General features: G+C 55.8%; 23 protein-coding genes and 1 pseudogene. 11 read left to right on the top strand and 13 right to left on the bottom strand.

Annotated features, from left to right (window positions below):
• From GOV53_RS04770 to GOV53_RS04760, 3 genes are all read right to left on the bottom strand, one after another.
• The coding region (locus GOV53_RS04770) for a recombinase family protein (RefSeq protein WP_170464513.1) at positions 1 to 586 on the bottom strand (586 nt) is incomplete at its 3' end.
• Positions 583 to 999, bottom strand: coding sequence for a DUF2924 domain-containing protein (locus GOV53_RS04765; protein ID WP_170464512.1), 417 nt, complete (start codon positions 997 to 999; stop codon positions 583 to 585). The genes GOV53_RS04765 and GOV53_RS04770, both read right to left, overlap by 4 nt.
• Positions 996 to 1,226 carry a DUF3489 domain-containing protein gene (locus GOV53_RS04760; protein ID WP_170464511.1) on the bottom strand — a complete coding sequence of 77 codons (231 nt, stop codon included), beginning with the start codon at positions 1,224 to 1,226 and terminating at the stop codon, positions 996 to 998. Before GOV53_RS04760 ends, GOV53_RS04765 begins: the two co-directional genes overlap by 4 nt.
• A 448-nt stretch (positions 1,227 to 1,674) precedes the next feature.
• Here GOV53_RS04760 and GOV53_RS04755 point away from each other — a divergent pair, with 448 nt between their 5' ends.
• The 3 genes from GOV53_RS04755 to terL are packed head-to-tail and all read left to right on the top strand — an operon-like array spanning position 1,675 to position 4,958.
• Positions 1,675 to 3,069 (top strand): site-specific DNA-methyltransferase, encoded by a 1,395-nt coding sequence (locus GOV53_RS04755; RefSeq protein ID WP_254439165.1) that lies wholly within the window; start codon positions 1,675 to 1,677, stop codon positions 3,067 to 3,069.
• Positions 3,062 to 3,493, top strand: a complete 432-nt coding sequence (locus tag GOV53_RS04750) for a DUF5681 domain-containing protein (RefSeq protein WP_170463294.1) — start codon at positions 3,062 to 3,064, stop codon at positions 3,491 to 3,493. The genes GOV53_RS04755 and GOV53_RS04750 overlap by 8 nt, the downstream gene beginning before the upstream one ends.
• The gene (gene terL, locus GOV53_RS04745; protein WP_170464510.1) at positions 3,480 to 4,958 is read left to right on the top strand and encodes a phage terminase large subunit; all 1,479 of its coding nucleotides are present in this window, start codon (positions 3,480 to 3,482) and stop codon (positions 4,956 to 4,958) included. Before GOV53_RS04750 ends, terL begins: the two co-directional genes overlap by 14 nt.
• Positions 4,959 to 5,296: 338 nt before the next feature.
• Here the strand turns inward: terL and GOV53_RS04740 are convergent, their stop codons facing one another.
• The 3 genes from GOV53_RS04740 to GOV53_RS04730 form a co-directional block, all read right to left on the bottom strand.
• Positions 5,297 to 5,626, bottom strand: a complete 330-nt coding sequence (locus GOV53_RS04740) for a hypothetical protein (protein WP_170464509.1) — start codon at positions 5,624 to 5,626, stop codon at positions 5,297 to 5,299.
• Positions 5,623 to 6,429, bottom strand: a complete 807-nt coding sequence (locus tag GOV53_RS04735) for a VOC family protein (protein WP_170464508.1) — start codon at positions 6,427 to 6,429, stop codon at positions 5,623 to 5,625. Before GOV53_RS04735 ends, GOV53_RS04740 begins: the two co-directional genes overlap by 4 nt.
• 415 nt (positions 6,430 to 6,844) lie before the next feature.
• Positions 6,845 to 7,867, bottom strand: coding sequence for a GlxA family transcriptional regulator (locus GOV53_RS04730; protein ID WP_170464507.1), 1,023 nt, complete (start codon positions 7,865 to 7,867; stop codon positions 6,845 to 6,847).
• Between the two features lie 159 nt (positions 7,868 to 8,026).
• Between GOV53_RS04730 and GOV53_RS04725 the strand changes: the two genes are divergently transcribed.
• The 4 genes from GOV53_RS04725 (at position 8,027) to GOV53_RS04710 (ending at position 12,733) form a co-directional block, all read left to right on the top strand.
• Positions 8,027 to 9,409 carry an FAD-binding oxidoreductase gene (locus tag GOV53_RS04725; protein ID WP_170464506.1) on the top strand — a complete coding sequence of 461 codons (1,383 nt, stop codon included), beginning with the start codon at positions 8,027 to 8,029 and terminating at the stop codon, positions 9,407 to 9,409.
• A 3-nt stretch (positions 9,410 to 9,412) separates the two neighbouring features.
• Entirely contained in the window at positions 9,413 to 10,351 is a 939-nt protein-coding gene (locus GOV53_RS04720; protein ID WP_170464505.1) for a homocysteine S-methyltransferase family protein, read from the top strand.
• Between the two features lie 603 nt (positions 10,352 to 10,954).
• Positions 10,955 to 11,701, top strand: coding sequence for an alpha/beta hydrolase (locus tag GOV53_RS04715; protein WP_437436786.1), 747 nt, complete (start codon positions 10,955 to 10,957; stop codon positions 11,699 to 11,701).
• Between the two features lie 33 nt (positions 11,702 to 11,734).
• Entirely contained in the window at positions 11,735 to 12,733 is a 999-nt protein-coding gene (locus GOV53_RS04710; protein ID WP_170464503.1) for an Lnb N-terminal periplasmic domain-containing protein, read from the top strand.
• 260 nt (positions 12,734 to 12,993) lie between these two features.
• On the opposite strand, the gene GOV53_RS04705 is transcribed toward GOV53_RS04710, so the two are convergent.
• The gene (locus GOV53_RS04705; RefSeq protein WP_170464502.1) at positions 12,994 to 13,797 is read right to left on the bottom strand and encodes a methyltransferase domain-containing protein; all 804 of its coding nucleotides are present in this window, start codon (positions 13,795 to 13,797) and stop codon (positions 12,994 to 12,996) included.
• Between the two features lie 217 nt (positions 13,798 to 14,014).
• Here GOV53_RS04705 and GOV53_RS04700 point away from each other — a divergent pair, with 217 nt between their 5' ends.
• From GOV53_RS04700 to GOV53_RS04690, 3 genes and pseudogenes are all read left to right on the top strand, one after another.
• Complete coding sequence (locus GOV53_RS04700) at positions 14,015 to 14,629, top strand: HupE/UreJ family protein (protein WP_254439164.1); 615 nt, start codon at positions 14,015 to 14,017, stop codon at positions 14,627 to 14,629.
• Positions 14,630 to 14,633: 4 nt separating this feature from the next.
• A complete protein-coding gene (locus GOV53_RS04695) occupies positions 14,634 to 15,242 on the top strand; it encodes a HupE/UreJ family protein (RefSeq protein ID WP_170464501.1) in 609 nt (202 codons plus the stop codon).
• 226 nt (positions 15,243 to 15,468) lie between these two features.
• Positions 15,469 to 16,176 (top strand): annotated as a pseudogene (locus GOV53_RS04690) (IS6 family transposase).
• A 612-nt stretch (positions 16,177 to 16,788) separates the two neighbouring features.
• Here the strand turns inward: GOV53_RS04690 and GOV53_RS04685 are convergent.
• From GOV53_RS04685 to GOV53_RS04670, 4 genes are all read right to left on the bottom strand, one after another.
• A complete protein-coding gene (locus GOV53_RS04685; RefSeq protein WP_170464500.1) occupies positions 16,789 to 18,072 on the bottom strand; it encodes a carbohydrate porin in 1,284 nt (427 codons plus the stop codon).
• 25 nt (positions 18,073 to 18,097) lie between these two features.
• Positions 18,098 to 18,499: a hypothetical protein gene (locus tag GOV53_RS04680; protein WP_170464499.1), complete on the bottom strand. Its 402-nt coding sequence runs from the start codon at positions 18,497 to 18,499 to the stop codon at positions 18,098 to 18,100.
• A gap of 120 nt (positions 18,500 to 18,619) precedes the next feature.
• On the bottom strand, positions 18,620 to 20,131 hold the full coding sequence (locus GOV53_RS04675; RefSeq protein ID WP_170464498.1) for a metal-dependent hydrolase family protein: 1,512 nt from the start codon (positions 20,129 to 20,131) through the stop codon (positions 18,620 to 18,622).
• Positions 20,132 to 20,197: 66 nt separating this feature from the next.
• On the bottom strand, positions 20,198 to 21,571 hold the full coding sequence (locus tag GOV53_RS04670) for a metal-dependent hydrolase family protein (protein ID WP_170464497.1): 1,374 nt from the start codon (positions 21,569 to 21,571) through the stop codon (positions 20,198 to 20,200).
• 154 nt (positions 21,572 to 21,725) lie between these two features.
• On the opposite strand from GOV53_RS04670, the gene GOV53_RS04665 reads away from it, so the two are divergent.
• Entirely contained in the window at positions 21,726 to 22,721 is a 996-nt protein-coding gene (locus tag GOV53_RS04665; protein WP_170464496.1) for an AraC family transcriptional regulator, read from the top strand.
• 670 nt (positions 22,722 to 23,391) lie between these two features.
• Here GOV53_RS04665 and GOV53_RS04660 read toward each other — a convergent pair.
• Positions 23,392 to 25,071: an amidohydrolase gene (locus GOV53_RS04660; protein ID WP_170352653.1), complete on the bottom strand. Its 1,680-nt coding sequence runs from the start codon at positions 25,069 to 25,071 to the stop codon at positions 23,392 to 23,394.
• Positions 25,072 to 25,102: 31 nt separating this feature from the next.
• On the bottom strand, positions 25,103 to 26,323 hold the full coding sequence (locus GOV53_RS04655; RefSeq protein ID WP_170352654.1) for a serine hydrolase domain-containing protein: 1,221 nt from the start codon (positions 26,321 to 26,323) through the stop codon (positions 25,103 to 25,105).
• Positions 26,324 to 26,373: the final 50 nt, after the last annotated feature.

The raw sequence follows: 26,373 nt of genomic DNA, 5'->3' as shown, positions 1-26,373 counted from the left end.
AGAGATGCCGGACCGTTCTGGCCTCCTCTTCATTCACCACCAGCGTTCTTGCCTTCGGATCGGGGTGGCGATCATAGCCCAGAGGCAGGTTGCCACCCATCCAAAGCCCCTTCTTCTTCGACGCTGCAATCTTGTCGCGAATACGTTCGGCGGTGACTTCCCGTTCAAACTGAGCAAAGGACAACAGCACATTCAGCGTTAACCGGCCCATGGAAGATGAGGTATTGAAGGCCTGCGTGACGGACACAAAAGAACAGTTTGCCTGTTCCAGCCGGTCGACCAGCTTAGAGAAGTCGGCAAGCGACCGGGTCAGCCGGTCAATCTTGTAGACCACCACCATGTCAATACGCCCGGCATCGATCTCTTCAAGAAGGCGCTGAAGGGCGGGTCGCTCTAGGGTGCCGCCCGACAGGCCACCGTCATCGTAGCGCCCGGACAACAGGGTCCAGCCTTCATGTCGCTGGCTTGCGACATAGGCCGCGCAGGCCTCATATTGCGCATCCAGCGAATTGAAGTCCTGATCCAGACCATCTTCTGAGGACTTGCGCGTGTAGATGGCGCATCGGATTTTACGGCGCGGGCTCATTTGGCCGCCTTGCCGGTGAGCCCAAAGAAACGCGGCCCTGACCAATGCGCGCCGGTAATCTCTCGGGCGATGGCCGAGAGTGAGCGATAGGACCGACCGTTCCAAGTGAAGCCGTCTTCTGTAACGTCGACTACATGGGTCACACTATTCCACTCGCGTAGCAGGCGCCCGCCGGGTTTTAGGGCAGGGCATGTAGGCCGGGGTTTCTTCCCAGAGCCCTTTTCCAGCGTGGCTTTGACCTGCCGGGGTAGCCCGCCGTGACGGCGGGACTGCATCTCAAAGGCGATAAAGCGGCGCAGAAAGGGTTGGCTGAGCATGGCGGGGGCGGGTTGATCAAACAGTTGCTGCCAAAGCGTGACCAGATCCGATCGTCCCATGACGGCCAGATCGGCAACATCGCTAGTCTTGGTCATGACTCTTCTCCTGTTCCCACCGTCAGGTGATAGGTGGAAGAACCATCTGGTTTGTCGGATGTCCGCCTTTCAATTGTGACGCCTTTTTTCCGCAGGCCGCTTAGAGCCGCTCGGACCGAATGAAGCTGCCACCCCGTTGCTTTGCAGAGCGCCTCAAGGCTGGCGCCGCTCGGGCGGCGCAACAAGTTTTGCACTTTGTCAATTTTGGTTTGCTTCCGCTTGGACATGAACTGTCTCCTCTGATCTTGGGTCAGCGAGATGCCGAACCCCGGTACCGAGGAGCGCCCGAATGGCTCGGGCGTAGGTTCAGTGATGCGTGGTTTACGGCAACAGTCCAGCTCTTTCTGAAACGATTACTGGAGGCGTGTGTTTTGAAGTGCGACGCTGCCGTACCCCCGATTATTCGTCAACAATCTTAATTGGTTACTTTTAGTTTGGGGGGTTGCGTCTCGTATTGATGGCACCTACATTCGACCTAATCGCCCGGACTATCGGGGCGGGAAACTGCTCCCGCAGGCAGCACTCATTGGAAACACAGGTTTCCGCAGAGAGCATTCAAAGGAGCAACGTCTCGGATCGATTGGTCCGGGGAGTTGCGATTTGTGCTCTCTCCGATTTTCCAACGCGATCCCTCCATCTCGACGTCCGCGCGGCGTCACGCAAAAGGAGGCGGTTATGCCTGCTAAAAACACACACAGCGACGTCCAGGCGTCCAATACGCCTATCTGGATGGCCGAAAAAGTTATCCAATCCCAGATCAGCCAGATCAAGCCCTACGCCAACAACAACCGCGTGCACGCGGCCAAGAATGTCGACAAACTGAAGGCATCGGTGGCCCAGTTTGGCTTTGTCACTCCGATCCTGTTGGATGGTTCGGGCACAATCATCGCGGGTCATGGCCGCTATGAAGCCGCCAAGGCCCTGGGGTTGAATTCCGTACCGACTGTTGTCGCGGATCACTTGTCAGAAGCGGAAGTGCGCGCTCTGCGCATTGCGGACAACAAGCTGGCGGAATTGTCCGACTGGAACGAAGCTGCTCTGCAGATTGAGTTTGCCGAGCTGATGGATCTCAGCCTTGATGGCGAGCTGGATTTTGATCTGGAAATCATGGGGTTCGAGGCACCGGAGATCGACATCATCATCGATAGTGCGGGCGAGGCCACGGAGACGGAAGCGGAAAGTGTAGAGGCCCCGGACCCTGCGGCACCCGTAATCACGGAGCCGGGCGACCTCTGGGTTCTCGGAGATCATCGCATCTTCTGCGGGGATGCCCTTCAAGCCCAGAGCTACGACACCTTGCTGGAAGGCGAGCGCCCGCAGATGGTCTTCACCGATCCTCCTTATAACGTGCCGGTCAATGGGCATGTGCGGTCCGGCAATAGCGCCGAACACCGCGAGTTTGCCATGGCGTCGGGGGAAATGTCGGATAGCGAGTTCCGCGGCTTTCTTTCAGGCGTGATCACCCAGTTGTTTGGCCGTCTGCCAGACGGGCGTATTGCAATGATCTGCATGGACTGGCGTCATATCGAAGAACTGATTGCGGCGGGCAAGGCAGGTGGCTTTGATCTCATCAATCTCTGCGTCTGGAACAAGACCAACGGGGGAATGGGCAGCCTTTATCGCTCCAAGCATGAGTTGATTTGCATTTTCAAGAAGCCTGGTGCGCCGCACATCAACAACGTCGAGCTGGGCAAACACGGGCGCAACCGGACCAACGTCTGGGATTACGCCGGTGTGACCAGCTTTGGGGCGGGGCGCGAAGCTGACCTCTCAGATCATCCCACGGTGAAACCGACAGCTTTGGTGGCGGATGGCATCATGGATGTGAGCCATCGCGGCGATGTTGTTTTAGACGCCTTTGGCGGGTCCGGGGCGACCTTGCTGGCAGCAGAGAAAACCGGGCGGCGGGCGCGGCTCATTGAGCTCGACCCGGCCTATGTCGATGTCGCCATCCGCCGTTGGCAGGAGATGACTGGTGAGAACGCCGTGCACGCGGTGACCGGCCAGACGTTCGATGCGCATTCTGCGGCAACCGATGCCACTTCAGAGCTGGAGGCGGATCATGTCTGACGATACGAAAGACTACGAGGTGGGTTTCGGCAAGCCGCCCAAAGCGACCCGGTTCAAGAAAGGCCGCTCTGGCAATCCGAAAGGGCGGCCGAAAGGTGCCAAAGGGGTGAATGCCAGCTTGAAACGCGAATTGGAAACCAAGATTACGGTTCGCGAAGGCAGCCACGAAATCCGGATTTCCAAGGCTGAGGCAATTGCCAAGCGGTTCACAGCAGGCGCGTTGAAGGGCGACACGAAATTGTTGATGGCGCTGCTTAAGCTGGACACAGATCTGTTCAACGCAAGTGAATTGGACGCGCAAGAAAGCGTCCGTGCGGTTGAGCCGGACGCTGTCGACTACGACATCCTCCGGGATTTCTTTTCCAGCCAACTGGACGGTGACGGTGATCTGGAAAACGAGGAGGCGGAAGATGACGACTCCTGATCCAAAAATCGTCGTGCAAGCCGCTCGCGAGGTTTGCCGGGACAATTTCTTTCCCTTCGTGTGGCGTGTGTTTGGCACGCTGCATCAGGGGACAGACCGCAGCTTTGATCCGGCCTGGCATGTGCGTGCTATGTGCCATGAGTTGGACAACGTACGCATCGGCGAGAACAAGCGGTTGATCATCAACATTCCGCCCCGGTGCCTGAAATCGGTCACCGTGGCCGTTGCATATGTCGCTTATCTTCTCGGTCATAACCCCAGCGCCAAGATCATCGTTGCCAGCTATGGGTTGGATCTGGCGCGCAAACATTCCGAAGATTGTCGTCGGATCATGTCTGCGCGCTGGTACCGGGAAATGTTCCCTGAAACGGTCTTGGCTAGAAAGGGCAATACCTCAGAAGAAATCCGCACCACAAAGGGAGGCAGCCGTAAGGCTGTCTCCATTGGAAGTTCTGTCACCGGTCATGGCGCCGACTACATCATCATCGATGACCTGCTGAAAGCCGGAGATGCCGGCTCCGAAGCCGAGCTGATCAAGGCACAGGAGTTCATTGAGGGGACCTTGTTGTCGCGCTTCGACAATCCGGCCGAAGGGCGCGTGGTTATGGTTGCGCAACGGTTGCACGAGATGGATCCGCCGGGCTATCTGCTCGAACGCGGGACCTATCGGCATCTGAATCTGCCTGCCATCGCCGAAGACCATGAAGGGGTTCCTCTTGGGCGTGGAAGGGTCATTCACCGCAAACCGGGTGATCTCCTGTGCCCGTCCCGTTTGGATCAGCAAACGCTGGATACCAAGCGTCGCGAAATGGGCGCGGCCGTGTTCAATTGCCAGTATCAGCAGAACCCCATTGCTCCCGACGGGTCGCCCTTGCGCTGGGAGTGGTTTGGCACCTACGAGACCATCGAAGATCGCCGCTGGTTCCAACTGGTGGTTCAGAGCTGGGATACGGGCATGTCGGCAGACCCCCGGTCTGATTTCTCTGTCTGTACAACCTGGGGGTTCCGCGAAAATGCGTGGTATCTTATCGACGTCTGGCGCGGGCAGGTAGACTACCCAGACCTGAAAGCCAAGGCACTGCAACTGGTCGGCCGTTGGGATCCCGATCGTGTCCTGATCGAAGATGCGGCCTCCGGCAAACCTCTTTTGGACGAATTGTTTCGTGATGACCGTCGGCGCTACGAACGCATTAAACCCGACAAGGACAAGGAAACCCGGTTCCAGTCCGCTTGCGGTCCTGTCGAAGAGGGCAAGGTTTATCTGCCTGCAGATGCATCCTGGCTGCCGGTATTCAAACGGGAGCTTCAGTCCTTTCCACGCGGACGCAACGACGATCAGGTCGACAGCTTTGCCCACTTTCTGAACTGGTCCAAGGGACCGGGCTTCTACCGGGCATTGGGCCGCGACCACCGGATCAACATCGAACGTCGGGAGCGTAATCGAGAGAGGGTCAGGCGACGGTAGGATCTCGGAGTTGAGCTTGAAAACTCGTTGAATAGTACTGGGAGGGCCGATGTCGGACCAATCCTGAGAGCGGCCCCAATGACCGCTCGCAGCCACAAACCGGTCTAATCGCTAATGCCGTCGGATGACGGCTTTGAGCCCAAGGGAGACACCCTGCTTCTGTCAAGTTCGCAACTGCGGCATCCCGCAGTGTCTCTTGGCCAGCCGCAGGGCAGCATTAGAACCGGACGTTCGTTTGGTCCGCAGCGAAGACTGAAGGGGCCGTGTCTGCAACGCGGACGTTTCTGCCGGTCGCTGATGCAGCGAAATCACCTTGATTGCTCAGCAGGATTGCCGGGTCAGTGATCGAAACCGCCAGCATCAAAGCCGCCGTCAAACCCTCCGAAATTGCCGCCACCAAAATCGGGTTCCGGGAGCGGAACCGCAATTGGCGGGCTGGGTTCGATCGGCAAGCCGGGCTCAGGTGGCAAGACATCGGGCGGCAGAACGCCGGGCGGGCGCGGATAGTAACCACCCCAGCGCCACCAGGGGCCACGACCATAGCCGACATGGACGGAAACGCCGGTCCGCACGTTGGGCTGGCCAGTGGTAGGCCCGCAGGCGGTCAGTGCGAAGGTCGCAGCGACAAGAGCCACGGGCAAGGTCAGGCGCAGTATGGGCACCATCATGCCGCACCTCCGATCAGCGACACCCCAACCGCCGCGCCGGTGGGATCGAGCAGCACGGCTGCATCTTCGGCGACGGTCAGCGGGCCTCCGCCCAGTTCCTGAGACCGGGCAATGGCCCGACCGATATCCGAGACACCAACGTAGGGCAGCCATGTCGGTTCCGCTTTGCGTCGGGATATCCGCACCAACCCGCCACGGACGGCGCCACCGCTGGAAAAGACGGTTTGACCATTCTTCTGCGCGGTCTCCCATCCGGCGAGCGCGTGATAGAAAGACCGGGCCCGACTGGGGTTGTCAGTCAGAAGATCGGCCCAGTACCATGTGTTCTCCCGCAGTGAACCGTTCAGCGGGAACCCGCCCGGCCCGTCATACAGCACCAGCAACGCCCCGCTTGCGTCGCGAATGGTAGAGAACGTCCCGGCAGATGTGGCGAAGGGAGACCTGACCTGCTTGCCACCCCTGCCCAGGGCAATCTTCGTTGCCGCGATGGTATCGACGACGGTCAGCACGGGGACCCATTGCGACGGAAACTCGACATCAGAGCCCGCATCGTCAGAAGCAATCACACCGCCTAGCGCCTCTCCACCTCCGCTGACAGGAATATACCCGTCACTGGCCGGGGATCCGAATTGCCAGCCGAACATGCCGCCATAAAAGGACTTCGCCGCATCAGGGTCGCTGGTGATCAGATCAAACCAAGCAAAACTGCCGGGCACGATACTTTGACGCGTAGCGACGCATCCGGCGATTAGCAGTGCCGACGCAGCCAGGGAAGTTCCCAGCATCATTCTGCGGTTCATCATCAAATCAAATCCCAACAATTCACTTTGGTCGAACTCGGTGAGTTAATCAGGCCGGCTCCGCCAAATCAACCGTCACTTGACGGTCAGTCGGTGTTCGGTTTTCAAGGAAATCTACCCGAGCGGCATTTCAGCAAACGGCGATTACGGCCGCATGTGAAACATCCGACGGCCGTGCAGTGAATGGCGGGATTGGTTTTGGACCTTTTACACGATTCGAATGTCCGGTTTTTAGAAATGATGCCGCGCCGCCGCTGACAACACAGTGAATCGGTCGAGCAATCAAGGTGCTTTTCGCTGCGGACGCATCAGGCAGCTCCGTCCGCACAGCGGTCGCTCGCGACATTTCGGCGAATGACCGCACCGAGCCCAATGTGCAAAATTCTGCGCGATGAATGAACGTCTGCAACTCTGTGCTTCACGCCGGTTGTGCGATCCGGGCAATTCGTTGGAACTTCTTACGGTAAGCAGCGGGTGTCATGCCAGTACCGCGCTTGAAGACTCGTCGAAAGGACGCCGGATCGTCATAGCCGATGGCGGCGCCCACTTCGTCATTGCTTATCTGATCCGTCTCCAGCATCTGCTTGGCTTCTTCAACCCGCAGCGCCTGCACGTATTCGATTGGGGCAAAGCCCGTGGCCGTTCGGAACCGGCGTGAAAAGGTACGCGGATTGAGGCCGGATCGCTCAACCATCTTCTCCACCGGGTTGGCGGTGGCATAATGCTCGGCAATCCATTCCTGACTGTCGGTGATCGGGCCGTCGTTAGACTCCATAGGCCGGGTCATAACCGCATAGGGCGACTGGCCCTCAGAATGCCCCCCGATCAGGAACACCTTGGCCGTTTCAATTGCTACCTGATAGCCACAAAAGCGTGCGATCAGATACACGACCAGATCGTGCCAGGCACTGACACCCCCGGCGGTGACGATCCGATCTTCCTCCGCCGCCAGACACAGAACCGAGTCCGTCTGGAAACTGATCTTAGGAAAATTCCGCTGGAACATGTCACGATAGGCCCAATGTGCTGTGGCCTTATTCCCATCCAACAAGCCACCTTCGGCCAAGAGCAACGATCCCGAGCAGACCGATGCCAGCAGCGTGCCATTGGCATGTGTTCGTCGCAGCCAGTCAATTTCTCGTGGGTAGCGTCCGCGCGGTACATCGTAGATCGAAGTGTACATGTCACAAACAACCACCGCATCAGGGTTATCGACATCGCTGATGGCTGCGTGCGGTTCCACCGGGATATTGCCGATACATCGCATCGGCTTGCCATTGGCGGTGACAATCTTCACGTCCAATAACTCATCGCCGGGTTTTCCAATCACCATGTCCAGATAGACAGCCCCCGCTGACATCAACACATCATAAAGTCCATATAGCACCGAGGCCGAGGTCTCGGGCGCGGCCAGCAACAGAATCTGCGGTTTCTTTGCCATTTTTATCTGACCCCTTTACGCATTTTGTCCAAAATCGCCCGGATCTGACCGATCTGCCATTATCACTTGTCCAGTATGCCGCAAAACTGGCAAAATCGCCACTAAGCGACGCCAGCCTCGTGGTTTATCCTTTCTGAATATGAAGGAAAGGATTTGATTATGAGTATCCCAGACACACTTGTTTCCGGCTTTGAAGGCGAGCTTTTTGCAGCGGGTGCAGACGGCTATGACGCGGCCAGAGGCGTCTGGAACGCGATGATCGACAGGCGGCCCGCGCTGATAGCGCGACCCCGGAATGCGCAGGATGTAATGACAGCTGTGCGTTATGCTGCAGCCCATGATCTGGGCATTTCAATCCGCGCGGGCGGCCACAACGTGGCGGGCCATGCGGTCTGCGACGACGGGCTGATGATTGACCTGACCCAAATGCGCGCCGTGACTGTAGATGCCGATCGGCGCATTGCCTCGGTTGAGGGCGGTGCGCTCTGGGGTGACGTGGACAAGGCCACTCAGGCCTATGGGCTGGCCACCCCCGGCGGGCTGGTCTCGGATACTGGTGTGGCAGGATTGACGCTGTCGGGTGGTATCGGCTGGCTTCGCGCCAAACACGGTCTGTCGATTGACAATCTGGTGGCGGCGGATGTGGTGACGGCCAATGGCGAACTGATTCATACCAGCAGTGATGAAAACCCGGATCTTATCTGGGCACTCAGGGGCGGCGGCGGCAACTTCGGTGTGGTGACCCGGTTTGAATTCTCCCTGCATCCGGCTGGGCCCGAAGTGATGTTCGCCGCCCCGATTTACGCAATCGAAGACGGCCCCCGCCCGATCCGTGCCTGGCGGGACTTCATGCTTAAGCATGACGGGTTGATCGGGTCACTGTGCGAATTTTCTACCGCAGGCGGCGAAGACTTCCCCGAAGAAAGTTGGGGGAAACGCGTCTATACTCTGGCCTGCGTATACAACGGAGACGCTGCCGAAGGCGAAGCCTTGATGCAGCCCTTGCGAGAGCTGGGTAACATGGTCACCGATTTCTCGGGTCGGATGAGCTATTGTGAGGTTCAGTCGCTGTTTGACACGCTGATGCCCGCCGGCGACTTCCGTTGCTATTGGAAGGCACGCTACCTATCGGATCTTTCTGACGAGATGATTGACCTTGCTATGGCCAATGCCGTTGCTGCGCCATCGGAAAACTCAATTTCCTCACTCTGGAACTTCGGTGGGGCCACAGCACAAGTGCCTGCCAATGCCACAGCCTTTGGAGACCGTTCCTTCGGGTGGATGTATTCGCTTGATGGCGTCTGGCCGGATGCAGAGGACGATGCTGCAAACATTGCCTGGGCGCGCGATGGTTGGGAAAGTTCTGCGCGCTTCGGGCACGAGGGCCGCGCTTATCTCAATTTTCCCGGCCATGGCGAAGACAATGATGCGCTGACCCGCGCGGCCTTCGGGGCAAACTATCAACGGCTGGTCAACATCAAGACTAAGTACGACCCGCAAAACCGCTTTCGATTTAACCAGAATATTAAGCCGGAGGCATAAGCCATGACCCGCATTAGCCCGACCCCGGCCACTGGCACCGGCGCAATTTTCTTGACCGAAGGTGGCATGGAAACCGAGATTATGTATCGCCACGGGTTCGAATTGCCCGAGTTCGCCATGTTCCCGCTGCTTGAAGATCCCAAGGCCGTGACGGCCATGCGGCAGGTCTTGTCCGATATGCTGGACGTCGCCGCCGAATTTGGCCTGTCATATATGTTGACCGGGTTGGACTACCGGGCCAGTCCAGATTGGGGGGCAAAGCTAGGCTATTCTCCCGATGGTCTGGCAGAAGCCAATATCGCTAGCATTGAATTCCTGCGTGTAACCGCCAAGCCCTACGCTGACCAGATCCCGCAACTTCTGATCGGTGGTTGCATTGGGCCGCGTGGCGATGCCTATGGGCTGAACACAGAGATCACCGCTGAGAGCGCCGAAGATTATCATTCGGTTCAACTGGAAACGCTGAAATCGGCAAACGTGGATTTCGCTTGCGCGGCAACCTTCAACAACATCCCCGAAGCTGTCGGCGTATCCCGTGCCGCAGCGAGGATAGGCGTTCCGCTGGCTGTTTCACTTACGTTGGACAGTTCTCATCGGTTACGCTCCGGGCCGACACTGGCGGAAGCCATCCCTGAAATTGACAGCCTAGCCGGGGACGCCGCGCCGGATTATTACCTGCTCAACTGCTCGCACCCATTGGAATACGAACCGGCATTGAGCGAGGGAAACTGGATAAACCGCCTACGCGGTGTGCGGCCCAATGCGTCCAAGATGGAGAAAATTGCATTGTGCAAGCTGGGCCACATCGAAGATGGCAACCCTGTAGAACTAGGCCAGCAATTGGGCAATCTGCGGGCACGCTATCCGCACATGGATATCTTCGGCGGCTGCTGTGGCACCGGACACGTTCACCTGCGCGAGATTGCCCGCGAGCTGATTTAGACGGGTAAGAATCAGGCAGCGCGCAACAAACCTGCCGTTCGGGCAATAGACACTAATGACCAGATCGTCCGCATAGCAGTCTTTGTAGCCGCCTGCAGAGAACGGCTAGTCTCAGCCCAGAGCAGACGCTTTCGATATATGCTTTCCTATCACAAACGGAAGCGACCCGGCCTTCGATTTTTTGTCTAGTTGCGTCTCGCATAGTACCTGCATTAAACAGCTTTTTGCCAATCCTGTGGGATACGAACTATGCGCCACCTAATCATATTGTTTTTGTTCAAATCCTTGCTTCTTGCTGGCTGCGGCAGGCCACCAGAACTCGTCGGAGTCGATAACCCGGAGACGCCGGTATCTTCGGTTTCAGGAGCATCGCGCCATAAGATTTTCCTGGCGTCTACCCGGCAGGCAAGTGAGACAGTTGGTGCGTTTTTCTCTGCGGAACGTGCACCCGACCTCGGACTGGCATCGGTTGTTGTATCGGTCCCGCCAACGCATGTCACAGGAGAACTGACCCGGCCTAAGCGGCTCCCACCTGACCCAAGGACCGAGTTCGCCATTATCGAACCCACAATTTACAACTCTGAGAATGCCTTTGTGGCGTCCGTGAATGCGGAACTGGCAAAACGAAAACCCGGGGAGCGCGATATTCTGTTTTTTGTACATGGTTACAACAACACAACAAGTGACGCGCTGCTCAGACTTGGTCAGTTTGTTGAAGACACCAACTTTGAAGGTGTAGCCGTTTTGTACGATTGGGCATCGGCGGCTCAACTCAGTCGTTATGTCTATGATCTGAACAGCGCATTGATTGCCAGATCAGGCGTAGCTGACATCGGCAACATATTGGCCAGAACAAATGCAGAAGGCTACGACGTTTTCGCGCATTCGATGGGCGGATTTCTGATCATGGAGGCCCTCAGAGATCAAGCCGCCAGAGGCACGTTCAACACGTCCGGCAGGCTTCAGAATATAATTCTGGCCTCACCCGATATCGACTTGGATTTGTTCACTGTGCAATTGGAAGAAATAGACACCAAACTTGAGAATTTTTTCGTCTTGTTGTCCGAAGACGACAGCGCCTTGCGCACGTCCCGCCGCATTGCAGGAGGCGTGCCACGCGTAGGAGCAGCTAATGCTACGGATCTGGCAGAGCTGGGAGTTGTCGCAATCGACCTAACAGCGATTGACGACTCTTCTTCCGGCAGTCATTCCAAATTTGCGGGCTCTCCAGAAGTGGTTCAACTGCTTGGTAGAGGATTGAACAACGCAGGGACATTCTCAAGGCATGCCCGCGCAACGCAGTTGGACGAGCTGCTAGCCGGTGTTCCGATCAGGATTGAAGTACAGTAGTCAGCAAAGAGCGTCTCAGGGATAGAAGCAGTTATGATACGCGTGCTGAGATTTCTTGTTGTCATGTTGATCGCGATGGTCGCGCTGGGCTTCACTGCTTGGGGTGCTGCCGCACTATGGTTTCGTGCCCCTGGAAGCGACATGGTACAATCGGCGTTAAGCGGATCCTTTGCACTGCTTGGTTCGAGCTCGGTTGTGATTTGGTTGTGGCAAAGGCGTATAGAAACGCAAATTCCATTCGTGATTGCTTCCATCGCCCTGATCATTTGGTGGTCCAGTCTACAGCCGCCTTCCAACGGAAACTGGTCACCAGATGTTGCCCGGCAAGTGACCGGTAGCATCAATGGGGACATCCTGACGCTAGACGGCGTTCGCAATTTCGACTGGCGCAGCGACGGTAGTTTTGACGAAAACTGGGAAACCCGGGCGTACGACCTGAGCAAGCTAGAAACCACCGACCTCTTTTTGTCGTATTGGGCCGGTCCGGAGATGGCGCATTTTATTCTGAGTTTCGGCTTTTCTGACGGCCAGTATCTGGCCTGGTCAATTGAAGTACGACGCCAAGCGGATGGTGCATTTTCACCGGTCGCTGATGCGTTCAAGGAAAACCCAATCGTCATAGTGGCGGCAACGGAACTGGATGTCGTCGGTTTGCGCACGAACATACGCAAAGAAGATGTTCAGCTGTTTCGCCTCGGCCCAGATCCGGACGTCGCCAGAGAGTTGTTGGAAGAGTATGTTCGTGATGCAAACATCCTTGCAGCGGAACCACATTGGTACAATTCGATCGCAACCAATTGCACGACCGTTGTCGTCAAAATGATGCACGCAATTGGGAACGGCCCGCCCTTGGACTGGCGTATTGTCGTCAATGGTTATTTGCCGGAGTACGGTTACGACCGCGGTTCCCTGAACACAGATTATTCCATCGAAGAACTGCGTACGCTCGGCAGTATTTCCTCAAAGGGGCAGGCATTTGGGCTCCGAGCAGGTTATTCTAACGCGATCCGACAGGGTGTACCCGCTAAGTAAACCCAACTTAGCCACTTCGGACTTTGCGTTTTAGCAATTGCGGCTTTGTCCGCTTGGCAGACGTTCAGCAGATTTCAGCAAACGTCCGCTACCGTTCAATGCAGACCTTTGGGCGTAATTTCTCGGAATGACCACCAACAATGACCGCTTTCCGTTCCTAAGCAGTCATCTGACTGAACGACTCAGATGACTGCCTTGAGCCCTGAGTGACCGATGCAGCGAGGCAAACGAATGTCCGGACTGCGAGATTGCTTAATTTCCTAGGGCTTTGTCGCAATCTGGCTCACGTAAGACATAAAGCCGAAGAAGGTCTTTTCGGACACGCGACGTCGTGCCTCTGTTTTCAGTGCCTCCGCTGTTTCAGGAAACAATACACGCTCTTCGACCATGCGGTCCGCGCCACGGTCAATAACGGTCAAGAAGTATGTCGCCTCTCCTTCGGCGACGTATCCATGCCCTCTGCGTGTCCCAAGTTGAAAACCAGCCTTGGCAAGCATGCCGGAGATTTGTCGCATAATCCAAAGGTTGGTCACGTTTTGATTAATCATGAAACGGATGAGCTGATCGAGCGGATCAAAATTTGCAATCTGCGCCGTCGCAGTATCGTAGTCGCCGTCACAGATCGCCAACACACCACCCGGCTTCAGGATGCGGAACGCTTCCTGAACAACGTCTTCGGGGCCAGGCACATGGCACAGCAATGTATGCATCAAAACAAGATCGAATGATGCGTCTTCAAAATCGGTTTTCTTGGCGTCGCCGATTTCGAAATTGAGACGCGTATCATCTCCAAAGCTCTTATTTGCCCGTGCCACCATAACCGGCGAGGGCTCGAGCCCGATCGCGGTTTTTGCGCCAGCAAGGTCCAATAGGTCTTTGGTTACATGGCCTGTGCCGGACCCCAGTTCCAACGCGCTTGCATTGCTCGGGAGATTTAAATCACTCAGGTAGGCTTTGCGAATTGCTACCTGTGCAGGCTCAATACAGCGGGCTTCCATCGCTGCTGCAATCCGTTCCTGAAGCGTTGGGTCTTGCGCTCCTAGATTAGAATATGGATCAGACATAGCTTCGCTCCTCGAAACACATCATGCAGCAGTACGGTAATCTTACTCCGTCTCGAAATCAAAAAAGCAGACCTTTAGGCAAGTTGATCAAATGGCGGCTATGTCCGCAAAGCAGATGTTGAGCAGATTTCACGAAATGTCCGCTCCGAGCTCAAACCTACCATTCACGTCATGTTGAGTTATTCAAATACGTAACTTAGCATTTGCAGGAGATTGTTTGAATGAGGAGTTCGTTTTGCCAAAGCGTTTAGCTTACTGTTTTCTCACTATATCGTTGGTTTACTTTTTCACCGCTTTTGCCGTGCAAGCCCACTCTGGCGAGGGGTATGGTGGAGGTTTTGTAGCAGGATTTACGCATCCGATCCTTGGTTGGGATCATGTGGCCGCAATGGTCGCAGTAGGTCTTTGGGGTGCGTTTCTTGGCGCACCCGCAATCTGGATCTTACCGGTTGTATTCCCTTTGGTCATGGCCTTCGGGGCGGTAGCAGGAATAATCGGAATTCCAATCCCTGCTATAGAAACGGGCATCGCTCTTTCCGCTGTTGTACTAGGATTAATGATCGTTTTTGCTGTCAAGCCGCCGATTTGGATATGTGCAGTTATTGTGGGGTCTTTTGCAATTTTTCATGGTTATGCGCACGGCACCGAACTTCCGGCTACGGTGAACGCATTTGCATATGCAGTCGGTTTTGTAATCTCGACAGGGTTGCTTCACCTTGCGGGGATCGCATTCGGTCTACTTGTTCGCTGGCCCGCAGGTAGAGTTGCTGTGCGGGGTGCCGGTGGCTTGATAGCTTTTGCCGGTATCGCGTTCCTTACCGGCGTAGCCTAAGAGAATGAAAAACTGCAGACTGCTCTGCTATCCACTTGCAGTTTTGGTCGCGGGGCCTGCCTCCGCCCATAGTGCCTTTCCCGGCATAGAGGGCTTTTACGTTGGTCTGATCCACCCGTTTTCGACACCGTCGCAGGCGCTTCTAATGTTGGGTCTCGCTTTGCTTGCCGGTGGTTTCAAATCTGAGCAGGCGCAATGGCTGCTCCTTAGTTTTCTTTTGGCGAATATTGCAGGCCTCGTTTCAGCTTTCGGATTTGATGAACTCGACGCAAAAATGTTTGCAATAGCCTTCGCCGCGTGTTCGACAGCCGCGCTTTTCCCCCACAAACTGTTGCCGTTCGTAATCGCTTTGGTCTGTGTCGGCGCATTTCTGATTGGAGACGCGTCTGTCCCGGAGCCGGGGCGGTTAAGAGACAGATTGTTCACAATGTCCGGTTCCTTAGTCGGGGCCAATGTCGGTCTTTTGTATCTATTGGGTGGGTCCCTATGGATCAGAGAACGCTTTAAGAAACCTTGGGTTGGAATTGCTTTCCGCGTTGCCTCAGCTTGGCTTGGTGCAGTGTCATCACTGATGCTGGCACTTGGCTTATCAGGCACAAATCTGCCCACGTGATGGATTAATGCTCTCCCGTCTAGGATCACGCACCGCGGCATCGGAAGGGTTGGCAATTGGCCGCTTGGGGGCAGTTTGCATCACCAAGTAAAGTTCGACTGAATGGCAGCTTTGTCCGCGGAGCAGACATTCATCAAAAACCTGTCAATGACCGCACCGAGCCCAGCAGGGTCTTGTCAGAAGAACTTGTCTTGAGGCAGGCAGGACGGTTGCGTAGCTTTTGCCCATGACCAAACCTGCCTCTTTCAAGTACTTCAAAACCAGTCCCGAGGTCATCCGCCTTGCGGTGATGCTGTAAATCCGTTTCCCGCTCTCGCTTCGGAATGTTGAAGACCTACTGCATGAACGTGGGATCGATGTCAGCCATGAAACTGTCCGATTTTGGTGGAATAGGTTCGGGCCGGTGTTTGCCGCTGAGATCCGACGAAAGCGTGTTCAGCAGCTGCGCGCATTCTCGAATTGGAAGTGGCACGTGGACGAGGTTTTTGTGAAGGTGAATGGCAAGCGACATTATCTGTGGCGTGCAGTAGATCACGAAGGTGAAGTGCTGGAAGCCGTTGTCACCAAGCGCCGAAACAAGGCTGCAGCACTAAAATTCCTCAGGAAATTGATGAAACGGCACGGTTGCGCCAAGGAGGTCGTCACAGATCGCTTCGCTTCCTACAAGGCTGCGCTCAGAGAAATAGGCGCGTTCGAAAAACAACAGACGGGCAGGTGGCTCAACAACCGCGCCGAGAATTCACACCTGCCGTTTCGACGACGCGAACGCGCGATGCAGCGTTTCAGGCGCATGCGAAGTCTACAGAAATTCGCCTCCGTCCATTCCTCCGTCTACAATCACTTCAACCAGGAAAGATCGCTAGCCAGTCGAGACACCTTCAAGCTGACCCGCGCCGCCGCTCTTAGCGAGTGGCGTCAGCTTTGTTCCGGATAGGTTCGCGGTTTCCGCGGCAAACTGAGACTGGTTCGAATTCGTCTGACAGCACCTTCTGAACTGGTCCAAGGGACCGGGCTTCTACCGGGCATTGGGCCGCGACCACCGGATCAACATCGAACGTCGGGAGCGTAATCGAGAGAGGGTCAGGCGACGGTAGGATCTCGGAGTTGAGCTTGAAAACTCGTTGAATAGTACTGGGAGGGCCGATGTCGGACCAATCCTGAGAGCGGCCCCAATGACCGCTCGCAACCACAAACCGGTCTAATCGCTAATGCCGTCGGATGACGGCTTTGAGCCCTTCCCGACCGATGCAGCTTTTGTCACGAACGGGCAGAATGCCGACCTTACGGACCTTCGCTGCGGGCACGAGAAGTCAGAGTTCGCAGAAACCAAGGCGGTCAAGATGGGCGGATTACGGACTTTCTCTGCAGGCGCGAAACGACCAAGGTGCCTCGTTGGAAGCGGACATCCACATTCGCCCGAAACTGGGAAATTCTCTGCAACGCCGCATGACGGCTCCGAGCCCGAACTTGCCATCGGACGGTGGGTTGCGAGCGTCGGCTGTGAGAATGCGAAATGTCAAAAAGGGAGTTCCTATTGCTTTCAGCCTTATAAATTGAACCTCAGCCGCAGACCGAAAATCAAAGGGCCATCGTCAGTGAAGCCGGGGTTGTTCAAATACTGAACATCAGCCGTAAGCGCGAGGTTGTCGGAAATATCCAGACGGTAAAATGCTTCGACCGTGGTCTGTGTATCGAGAGTTGGATCGGTTGGATCGGCGACTGTCACACCAAACCCGAACAAGTCGTCATACAATCCGGGGCGCCACATGACACCGGCATTGACGGCACGTTTCGCAATCGATGCATCGCCATCTGACCAACCAAGACGACCGAACAGCATGAGACTCTCGTCTAGGGTTACATTCCCCGAAAGTATTGCTCCGTGACCGCCGGGGACGCCTGCGTCTTCTCTGTCGTCCACATGGAAAACTCCCAAATGGACGTTTGTGAGGAATCGCTGGTCTCTTGCGGGCGTCCAGCCGATCTCACCGTAAGTGAAAAACTCCGAGCCACCTGGAAACCATTCCACATCAGTGAGCGACCCATTTGCATCGCTGACCACGCCAAGCGCGTAAATCTGGTCGGTAATGTATCCGCCGCCTGCAATTCCAAAACCTGGGTCGGGAATGGGAAGCACAGGACTAAAGAGGATCGAAAAATTCGAAAAGGTCGTGCGGGGATTCACATAGCCAAGGATATCGGAATAGTCGCCGGGATCGATGCGACCTGCAACGAAGCCTCCGTTGATGCCGGACAGCGCCTGCGACCAATAAGCAACCGACAGCGTTGAATCTGTGTCGCTGAAGGTCGTTGCCGTGACACCGAGATATCCGATTTCGCCCGCGAGACTGCCCGGCGCGATATCCGTGCCCAAACGATGACGGTTTTCGAGGATGAAGACAAAACTGCCTGCATTGTCGGTCCCACGATTCAGCAATTCCCAATTGCCAATGATCCGCGCCTGCCCCGAAGCGGCCTCGTCGGTGCCACTCAGGCTGTCTGAAGACTTCTGGTAGAGCGCTTGGTAGTCGAAGGACAAATTCAACCCAGTGCGTTTGGCGAAAGCCTCGCGCGACTGTTCGAAGGGATCGAAAAACCGATCCAGCCCCGGCAATCTGGAATTCTCGAGACGCCGGAGCCTGTCCTGCTCTAATTGCGCCTGAGCCGACGCTGGCCCCCCAAGCGAAGCGGTGGCAGCCGCCTCCAACTGCCGTAACGTGCTGTTTTCTTGGGCTGACGCGTCCGAAGCGATGGCCGCAACCCCAGCGCAGATGCTCATGGCCTGTTTCAACCACGCCATTGCAACTGTCACATAGAGGTTTAAGCGCATGGTGTTGGTCCTGATATGACTGACGCTACTTCAAATCATCCTGCGCCTTGATCTCGGGCACGCGGGACAACGCTTGGGCCATGTCCGCGCTGCTCATCAATTCGATCATCTCGTAGTCATCGAGCAGTCCATCCCCAAGACGGCTGACGTAAAACGCCTGAATGAAGGTGGGATCGTCAGGTAGCGAAACAGTGATGTAGTTTTTTCCGTTTCCGAGGCCCCAGTAGTAGCTCAAAAGCTCCCCGCCAAGCGCTTCGATGCTGCCTTTGACCGAAGCTGCACGATCGCCCGGATTTGCGATCTGCATTTCCCAAGCGGCGCTATTGGATGTGCCAATGAACAGAAACGTACGCATTTTTTGGGTATCTTCCGCAGTGGCCAACGTGCCGTATCCCGCCAGAAGGGCACCTAGGATAAGATGTTTCATTGTACGTCCCTTCAATGCTGAGCCTGCGGCAAGACGATGCAGGCTATTGTTTGGATGCTCGCGCCAAAAAATGGCGCGATCCGGCGCAGGCATAGGCAGAATACAAAAAACCTCTGCTTATCACTCCAGCGTGTTCTTGTAGATCACGCCGTCTTTCATGATCATTCGAATGCTTGGGACATCCTGCCCGCGCGGCGGCGCATCAAACCATGTGTCCACCGCGCCGATGGCCGAGATGTCTTCAAGTGGGTTCCCGTCTACGATCAGAATGTCGGCGTAGGCGCCTTCTTCGATCACACCAAGCTTGCCTTCAGGGTAAGGGTTTCCTCGTCCGGTCAGAGCCGCCAATTCGCCACCATTCGAGGTCATCATCTGCAATGCCCAGAGGTTGCCAAACTCACGCGCGACAAACGCCTTCGTAAAATCCATTGACTGGCGATAAGGGACACCCGTGAGAAGCACGTAATCGGAATCGAACACCATCTTAGGCTTGTATTTTTTCACAAGATCCATGAGCTGCTTGCTGTTTTCCCGCAACCACAGAAACTTCGCCGTCGGCGGGAAAGTCGGGTCCTGATGCATCGGGTGTTCCAGAGCTTCGGGCGCAAGCGCAGTCAGGTTGGGTGAAAAGAACGCCTCTTTTTCGACCAGCTTCTGCATCGTCGGTTCGGTAATAGTCAGGCCGTGGTCTACCACTTTGACACCAAGATCGAGCGCACGAGACAGGTCGCTATCCATAAATACGTGCATAGCGACGTATGAGTCCATATCGCCTGCAACCTCTACTGCAGCAGAAATCTCTTCGTTTGTGAAAGCAGACTGATATATCGGGTCCTTGATCGATGTCACGCCACCGCTGACCATAATCTTGAGATAGTTTGCCCCTAAAGCAAAATTCCTCCTCGCACCCTGAAGCACCTCGGCGGGCCCGTCCACCAATCTGGTGATCTCCAGTCGCTCAAGATTGCTCTCGTTCTTGCGTTGACCAGCGATACCCCAGTCGCCGTGTCCGCCCGTTTGGCTAAGGCATGCGCCGGAGGAATAAATTCTTGGGCCGGGAAGTGATCCTTCATCAATAACCGCTCTCAGCCCACCATGAGCGCCGCACATATCGCGAACAGTTGTAAAGCCCATCGCCAACATTTCCTGCGCGAATGCGGCAGCACGTGCGCCAATTTCTTCCCATGTGGTGTCCTGAAGCCCCGGGATAGTCCCGTTCTTGTACATGTTCACATGCACGTGGCTGTCGATAAGCCCTGGCATGAGCGTACGACCGCCTCCGTCAATGACGGTCACATCCACTTCTTTGGTCTCAATGCCGCGTTCCGTTTGAACGGTGAAGGAGTAGCCGTCGATGCCGCCGACTGGATCGGGCAACCGCTTGGATCCCCCAGTGCGCACATCGACTTCCCACTTCCCGCCCTCAGGAATGTCAGCGTCAATCTTGTGAATTTTGTTTTTGACCACGAGAACGTCGACGTTCTTGAGTCCGTCACTCACTCCATCAAAAACCATCACATTCTTGAAGAGTGTAACAGGAGGGATGTCACCGGTGGCCTCCTGTGCAAAAGCCGCGCTTGTGGTGAGAGCGACTGCGCTCGCCATCATTGTAGATTTGCCGAGGTATTTCATGGGCTTCCCTTCCCTTCCGCTATCGGGGTGCGCGGGGTGCCGAGGTGAATTCGCCCCGTGCGACACTCAATCGAGTGTATTCTTGTAGATCACGCCGTCTTTCATGATGATTTTCAGATTGGCGTCCGGCTCGGCCAACAGAAGGATGTCCTCCAGCGGGTTACCATCGACGAGTAGAAGATCTGCATAGGCACCTTCCTCGACCACGCCGAGGGGGCCGTCTTGATACGGGTTGTTCAAGCCGGTCAGTTGGTTCATGCGGGCGCCGTTCGACGTAGCGATGCGCAGAATGTCATATGCGCTGAAACCCGCTTCGTGCAGATACCCGATTTCGTCGTTCATCTTCTTGTCTTGCTCAAGCGTCTGATCCCAGTTGTTCACAAGGTCTGTGCCCAGTGTGTAGAGATCGATCATGCCCGGCGTCGTCTGGATTACTTCGATCATATTGGCTGCAGCATCGCGCACGCTTTTCCATTTTACAAAGGACGCTGGCGTGTAAAAGGCTTCCGCTTGTTCGGTGGTCACCGAGTAGACCGGGGCCACCGCCGTCGCGAACATGATCTGCTTTTCGACCATAATCTCGGCAGCCTCCTTGGTCAGGAACGGGATGTGTTCAATCGTCTTGGCGCCATTGTCGATGCAGTTGCGGATCGCCTCTTCGGTGAACACATGGCAGGTGACATAGGTGCCCCATTGCGCGGCCGTCTTGACCGCCATCTGGATCTCGTCAGCCTGATACTGAAGTGAGTGCAGCGGATCAAACTCTGACGTAACCCCGCCGCTGACCATGATCTTGATCTGGGTTGCCCCGCGACGCAGGTTTTCACGCACCGCCATTCGGATTTGCTCAGGTCCGTCGGCGATAAAGCTCATGTCCGTCTCGACCCAATGCGAAGGACCCTGTCCGGAGAGTGTCGGATGCCGGTCGTTCAGTTTGCGGAAATCGGCATGACCGGATGTCTGAGTGATAAACGCTTCCGAGGAATAGATACGCGGGCCGGGAAACATTCCGGTGTCAATGATGCGGGCGATGGATTTGGCCGGACCACCAAGGTCGCGCACGGTTGTGAATCCGTTCATCAGGATGCGTTCGGACCGGATCGTGGCGACGCCGCCAAGGTGAAAGGGAGTGATGTTCTGGCGTAACCCGTCGCTGAGCGGATTGAATACCGTAAGATGCACGTGCTGGTCATGCATGCCTGGCATTAGAGTTCGCCCACCGCCGTCGATGATTTGCGCATTGGCCACAGCCAATGGTTCGGTCGAGATCTCGGCAATTAGATTGTCGATCACCAAAACATTGGCATTCTCGATCCGCTCCTCATTGACACCGTCAAAGACATGCACATTGGTGAAGAGGATTGGAAAACTCTCCTCCTGAGCAAACGAATTTGTTGCGACCGCCGAAAGAACAGTGGCGACCATTAAGCTTTTGAACATTCTATATTTTCCTTGAAGATGCGCTGCGCTACGCGATTCTATTTTGGCGTATTGCGCCCAACCTGTCATTGGCTTTATGGTTGATGTTTCAAAAAAATTGATCCAAAGTGCTAATTTGAAGTCCGAAACTTCGACTTGAAAATCTGATCTGCACATGAAGCTCCCCACTGTTGAATGCTCGATGGCGCAACCCTTTGTGTCCGTTGCCCTCAGCCATGGCCTCGAAGTCGAACGCTTTCTTGAGCCATCTGGCCTAAGTTTAAAGGACGTGCAGCGCGGCGAAGCGTTCATGGCAGGGCAGCATTGGTACGATCTTGCCGACAATCTCGCTCATGCATTAAAAAACCAGCATCTGGGGTTTGAGATTGGGGCGAATGCCGCTCTGAAGACATTGCCCAACCTGTCGATCCTTGAAACTGAAAATGCGACGCTGGGTGAACTTTTGATATCGCTTGTAGTGGACGTCGGCCGGATTTCGTCCATGGCGAACTACAATCTCGAGACTGATGGCCGTGTCGGCAGTTTGGTTGCAAAACGGACATTCACGCCATCTTCTCCACCCGGCCAAGCCGACGGCTATTATCTGGGTTTCATGGTCCGATTGGTTCGATCCGTCTGCGATCCCGACTGGGACTCCAAAAAACTACGCTTCTGGGTTTGCCAACCTGATTGCATACCCGATTGGCAGAAAAAGGAGATTTCGGTACGCAGGACCAATCGCTTGGGCGCTCGAATCGAATTCCCGGCGAACTGGTTGCTACTTCGATACGGAGGTGGGCAAAGCCAAAACCTCCCGGAAAACTTCACAGGCGGCGATGATTTTCTTCAGCAAACCCGCGATCTGCTGGAACTGCATCTCGACAAGCAACCTGCCACTCTGAACGGTTTTGCTGAGTTGTTTTCGCAAAACCCCGGGCGTTTGAAACGCACCTTCCGAGCCAATGGTACAAGCTTCAAAGTAGAACTGGAAAAATGTCGGGCGAAGCGAGCCAAGACTTTGCTTGCAAGCAGCCAACTTTCGATAAAGGAAATTGGTGAAAGTGTTGGGCTTCTGGACCAACCGACATTTCACAGGAGCTTTAAACGATGGACCGGGATGACCCCGGGCGAGTTCAGAAATCGCAGTCGAAATGCGACGCCGCCTGATTGATGCCCGGAGGATCACCTCTTTGCAATTCGGAGGAGAAGATGCAATTCGCATTTTGTCGCGGGCGTTAGGTCGATCAGGATATCCGGCGTTTTTCCGTGGGACTTCAACGCCGCGTACAGCGCAAAGACTCTGCCTCAACGCCTCAACGGCCTTCTCATGGGCGATTCTTAGATGGACCGGGATGTCCCCAGCAGCCTTCAAACGATCGGTCCGGTAAGCTTAGCACTCTAAGGAATGCCGCTTCTGGAAAGCGGACGTTCGCCAAATGGCGGCTTCGTCCTTTTTTGTGTGAGTTCGAGCAGCTCCAGCTTTGCGCGTGCAGCGAATGTCCGGTTCGACAGGCCGCGCTGCGGCAACGGGCACTAAAAGAGAATGTCCGCAATGGGCCGTTCACGAGGGTCTGAGATCGTGCTGCGCTTGCGAAGTGCGGTGCTCGACCAACGACCGCAATGCGCAGATAGCGGCCGTATAGGGGCGCAAGGCGAACGGCGGGAAAGTCCGCAATGCAGTCATTGAGCGTAGGTGAGCGAACGTCTGCCTCGAGCCCAAAATACGGAACGCTGCACCGTGTGCCAATGTCGGCATTGCGGTGCCCAAGGCTGACAACCGACGATGAAAAGGAGGAGCATCGAAACTTTGACACAATCTTTTCATGGCCTCTCTGGCGGAATCAGCTTTGGAGATCTCCAAAAGAGATTCTTCCCCCGCAAATTGTCAGCGCAATGCGCGCATGGGCCAACTGGTTTTTATCAATTGAAAACAGATCCTGTTCGAGGATGGCGATGTCGGCCAGGTATCCTGGCTTCAAGCGGCCCTTTCGGTCCTCGTTAAACTCTAGCCAGGCATTGTCATGCGTATAGGCAGACAGCGTAGCCATAAGGCTTTGACGGTTGTCCAGCCAAGGAGGTGGCAGCTCAGTGCAGTTAACGGCCCCGGCAACCGTCATCATTGTGTCGACAGGGACGACTGGCCAATCCGTCGAGAAACAGACTTTGGCGCCGCTCTCACGGATCTTGTTCCATGCAAAAGCAAAAGGGATTTGCTCCGCTGTCAGAATATTTCCGGCGGAATAGGGGGAAAACAATCCTCCTGCGGGTGAGTGCAGGGGTTGAAGAGAGGCAACGACGTCAAGGGCAACCAGCCGGGGCAGGTCCGCGGGGTCTATTACTTCAATATGTTCAATGCGGTGTCGGGAATCTCGGGCGCCGTTGGCGTTGCGCGCTGCCTCGTAACCGTCCAACGTACGCCGAACGGCACCGTCGCCAATGGCATGCGTGCTGAGTTGCAACCCCATTGCATCAGCGCGAATACAGGCTTCGTTGAAGTGTTCCGCACTGAAAACGGCATCACCGAGGCTCTTAGGTTTTCCCGGATAAGGCGCAAGCATCAGCGCCGTGTAGCTGTCCAGCACGCCGTCCATGAACATCTTAACCCGCCCTGACCAAACCATATTGGACGCAAAACGGCGGCGCATTTCATCGGCCTCTTGCAACCGATCCAGAGGGTCGGTGTTCTTCAAATGCATGGGCACCTGAACACGGATCGGAAGGCGCCCCTCGGCCTCAAGTTCGCTGAGCAGTTCAAGTTGATAAAAGTTGCCATCCATGTTGTGCAGCCCCGTAATCCCGTGGGATGCACAGTGATTCAGGCCACGTAGGATGACCTCTTTGTCAAAGGCGCGTTCTTTGGGCGTTGCGGGTGGCTCGGGATCCGCTCCTGTGACGTAGCCCAGCAGATCACGTCCTCCCAGTTGCGACAGGCGCAGAACCGGGCCAAAAGCACCGGTTTCATTCAGCTGACCTTGTGCGGTGCCGTCCCCAGCCATCACGATTTCCGAACCGGGGGGAACAACTGAGCCGTGAAGAATGCCTGCCTTCTCCAAGGCAATTGTGTTCGCCCAGACCGTGTGGTGGTCAGCCGACATCAGCGCAACGGGACGCTCAGACAGAATGCGATCCAAATATTGCCGAGTGGTTTTGACGCCTGGTCCAAGAATTTCGTAATCGGCCGCAACGCCCATCAGCAAAGGTTCTTCTGGGTGCTCAGCCGCAAAAGTTCGCAACGCCTTGGTCAGAGCATCTGCGCCCATCGTTTCGCGCAGGTCCAGCATTCCCAACTCGGCCGCCCCGCCAAAAAGGTGCACGTGGCTGTCAATAAAGCCGGGCATAACTGTGCCACCGGCAGCGTCGATGATTTTGGTTCCGGCCCCAGCCATGGCGCGAATGTCGTCGGTGTCTCCGACAGCCACAATTGTGTCGCCCCGAATGGCCAATGCCGAAGCCTTTGGTGTGGCCTCGTCAAAGGTCAGAAGAGAGCCGTTGAGGATAATCAGATCAGGTGTCGGCGACATGCGGCCTCGTGTGTCTGAGATGGGTTTCGAACTAACCAAGCGCGCGAATGATGGCCTCGCAAGCGAGCACGGCATCGTGGCTAAAGGACTGGATCAGATAGTCGGGCCAGCTGGACAGCTTGACGATAACGACGTCCGCCATCAGATCAATGAAGATCAGTTGACCAAAAACTCCACGCGCCATGAACACGCCCCGACCGGGGTCGTGAACCCACCAGAACCTTCGGTATGCCCCTTGGGGAGACAGCACGTCATAGGGATCACCATGTTTCGAGGGGTCCGCACCCGAACAAATCCCCGAAACCCAGCTTTCCGGCACCACTTGTTGGTCACCAACTTTGCCACCATCGGCCATCATCCGACCGAACCGCGCATAATCGCGCAGCGTTGCGTTGAACCCACCGTCCGCGAGCGCGGTCTTGGCGTCGTCCACTGTGAAAAAGCCGGAATGCACGCAGCCAATTTTTTGCCAGATACGGCTCGACAAGAGCGAAGCAAGGTCTTCTCCGCTGACGCGTTCCAAGGCCCAGGCTACGACATCCGTCTCGATCGAGCGGTAAGAAAACACCTGCCCATGGGGTCTGACTTGAGGCAATGTCAGAATAACGTCCCGAATGGTTGGCTTGATTTCACCCTTGCGAACGGGGCGCCAGCCTGACGCCACATCGACGCGGGTCATGTCGCTGTCCGGAAGGCCGTAATCCTCGGTGAAACGCACCCCTGATTGCATATCAAGCGCCTGATCCACGGTGCATCCGGCATAGCCTGTCGCGGCCAATTCCGGCACGATGTTTTCAAGCGGTTCCGTGAGGTCGAGCTTGCCTTCTCCATGGAGCACACCGGCCAGAGATCCAATCAGGGATTTGGAGACGGATTGGCCCAGATGCGTAGCGTCTGGAGTGAAATCGTTGGCGTAAATCTCGGTAAGTATCTGGTCACCCTTCAGCACCAGGAAACCATCTGTGTAGCTTTCAGAGAGCCAGGCCGCGACGGAAAGGGGGCGGTCGTCAAAAGTTTGAAATTCGATTTCCAACAGGTCGCGGTGGGCCTGTTTCAATTCTCGGGTCTCCGGTCCTGGACGCACATCTACCGTAGGAAACAGGCTTCGCATGTTCTGGAAAGTCCAGCGATTGAACGGAGCAAGGTCCCAGTTCTCGAGCGAAGGACGCTTCTCAGGCGGGGGCGGGAAGCCCTGCATGATGCCGATCTCACGCGCCGTCTTGGGCCTGGTGCCGGATTTGCTGTCGTGCATTTTCCACGCTCCCGCAGGGCGACCAAAAAGGGGTCGCAGTCAGAGTAAGA

It is taken from the genome of Ruegeria arenilitoris (assembly GCF_013035315.1).
Lineage (GTDB): Bacteria > Pseudomonadota > Alphaproteobacteria > Rhodobacterales > Rhodobacteraceae > Ruegeria > Ruegeria arenilitoris_D.
Note: the sequence above shows the minus strand (reverse complement) of the source record. Positions and strands in the feature narration are given on the sequence as shown.

Bases quoted from the DNA above. Each gene is read 5' to 3' on its own strand.
- GOV53_RS04765 (WP_170464512.1), bottom strand. From the start codon at position 999: ATGACCAAGACTAGCGATGTTGCCGATCTGGCCGTCATGGGACGATCG.
- terL (WP_170464510.1), top strand. From the start codon at position 3,480: ATGACGACTCCTGATCCAAAAATCGTCGTGCAAGCCGCTCGCGAGGTT.
- GOV53_RS04750 (WP_170463294.1), top strand. From the start codon at position 3,062: ATGTCTGACGATACGAAAGACTACGAGGTGGGTTTCGGCAAGCCGCCC.
- GOV53_RS04740 (WP_170464509.1), bottom strand. From the start codon at position 5,626: ATGATGGTGCCCATACTGCGCCTGACCTTGCCCGTGGCTCTTGTCGCT.
- GOV53_RS04680 (WP_170464499.1), bottom strand. From the start codon at position 18,499: ATGAAACATCTTATCCTAGGTGCCCTTCTGGCGGGATACGGCACGTTG.
- GOV53_RS04675 (WP_170464498.1), bottom strand. From the start codon at position 20,131: ATGAAATACCTCGGCAAATCTACAATGATGGCGAGCGCAGTCGCTCTC.
- GOV53_RS04710 (WP_170464503.1), top strand. From the start codon at position 11,735: ATGATACGCGTGCTGAGATTTCTTGTTGTCATGTTGATCGCGATGGTC.
- GOV53_RS04730 (WP_170464507.1), bottom strand. From the start codon at position 7,867: ATGGCAAAGAAACCGCAGATTCTGTTGCTGGCCGCGCCCGAGACCTCG.
- GOV53_RS04665 (WP_170464496.1), top strand. From the start codon at position 21,726: ATGAAGCTCCCCACTGTTGAATGCTCGATGGCGCAACCCTTTGTGTCC.
- GOV53_RS04725 (WP_170464506.1), top strand. From the start codon at position 8,027: ATGAGTATCCCAGACACACTTGTTTCCGGCTTTGAAGGCGAGCTTTTT.
- GOV53_RS04670 (WP_170464497.1), bottom strand. From the start codon at position 21,571: ATGTTCAAAAGCTTAATGGTCGCCACTGTTCTTTCGGCGGTCGCAACA.
- GOV53_RS04760 (WP_170464511.1), bottom strand. From the start codon at position 1,226: ATGTCCAAGCGGAAGCAAACCAAAATTGACAAAGTGCAAAACTTGTTG.
- GOV53_RS04655 (WP_170352654.1), bottom strand. From the start codon at position 26,323: ATGCACGACAGCAAATCCGGCACCAGGCCCAAGACGGCGCGTGAGATC.
- GOV53_RS04660 (WP_170352653.1), bottom strand. From the start codon at position 25,071: ATGTCGCCGACACCTGATCTGATTATCCTCAACGGCTCTCTTCTGACC.
- GOV53_RS04755 (WP_254439165.1), top strand. From the start codon at position 1,675: ATGCCTGCTAAAAACACACACAGCGACGTCCAGGCGTCCAATACGCCT.
- GOV53_RS04705 (WP_170464502.1), bottom strand. From the start codon at position 13,797: ATGTCTGATCCATATTCTAATCTAGGAGCGCAAGACCCAACGCTTCAG.
- GOV53_RS04695 (WP_170464501.1), top strand. From the start codon at position 14,634: ATGAAAAACTGCAGACTGCTCTGCTATCCACTTGCAGTTTTGGTCGCG.
- GOV53_RS04735 (WP_170464508.1), bottom strand. From the start codon at position 6,429: ATGATGAACCGCAGAATGATGCTGGGAACTTCCCTGGCTGCGTCGGCA.
- GOV53_RS04720 (WP_170464505.1), top strand. From the start codon at position 9,413: ATGACCCGCATTAGCCCGACCCCGGCCACTGGCACCGGCGCAATTTTC.
- GOV53_RS04685 (WP_170464500.1), bottom strand. From the start codon at position 18,072: ATGCGCTTAAACCTCTATGTGACAGTTGCAATGGCGTGGTTGAAACAG.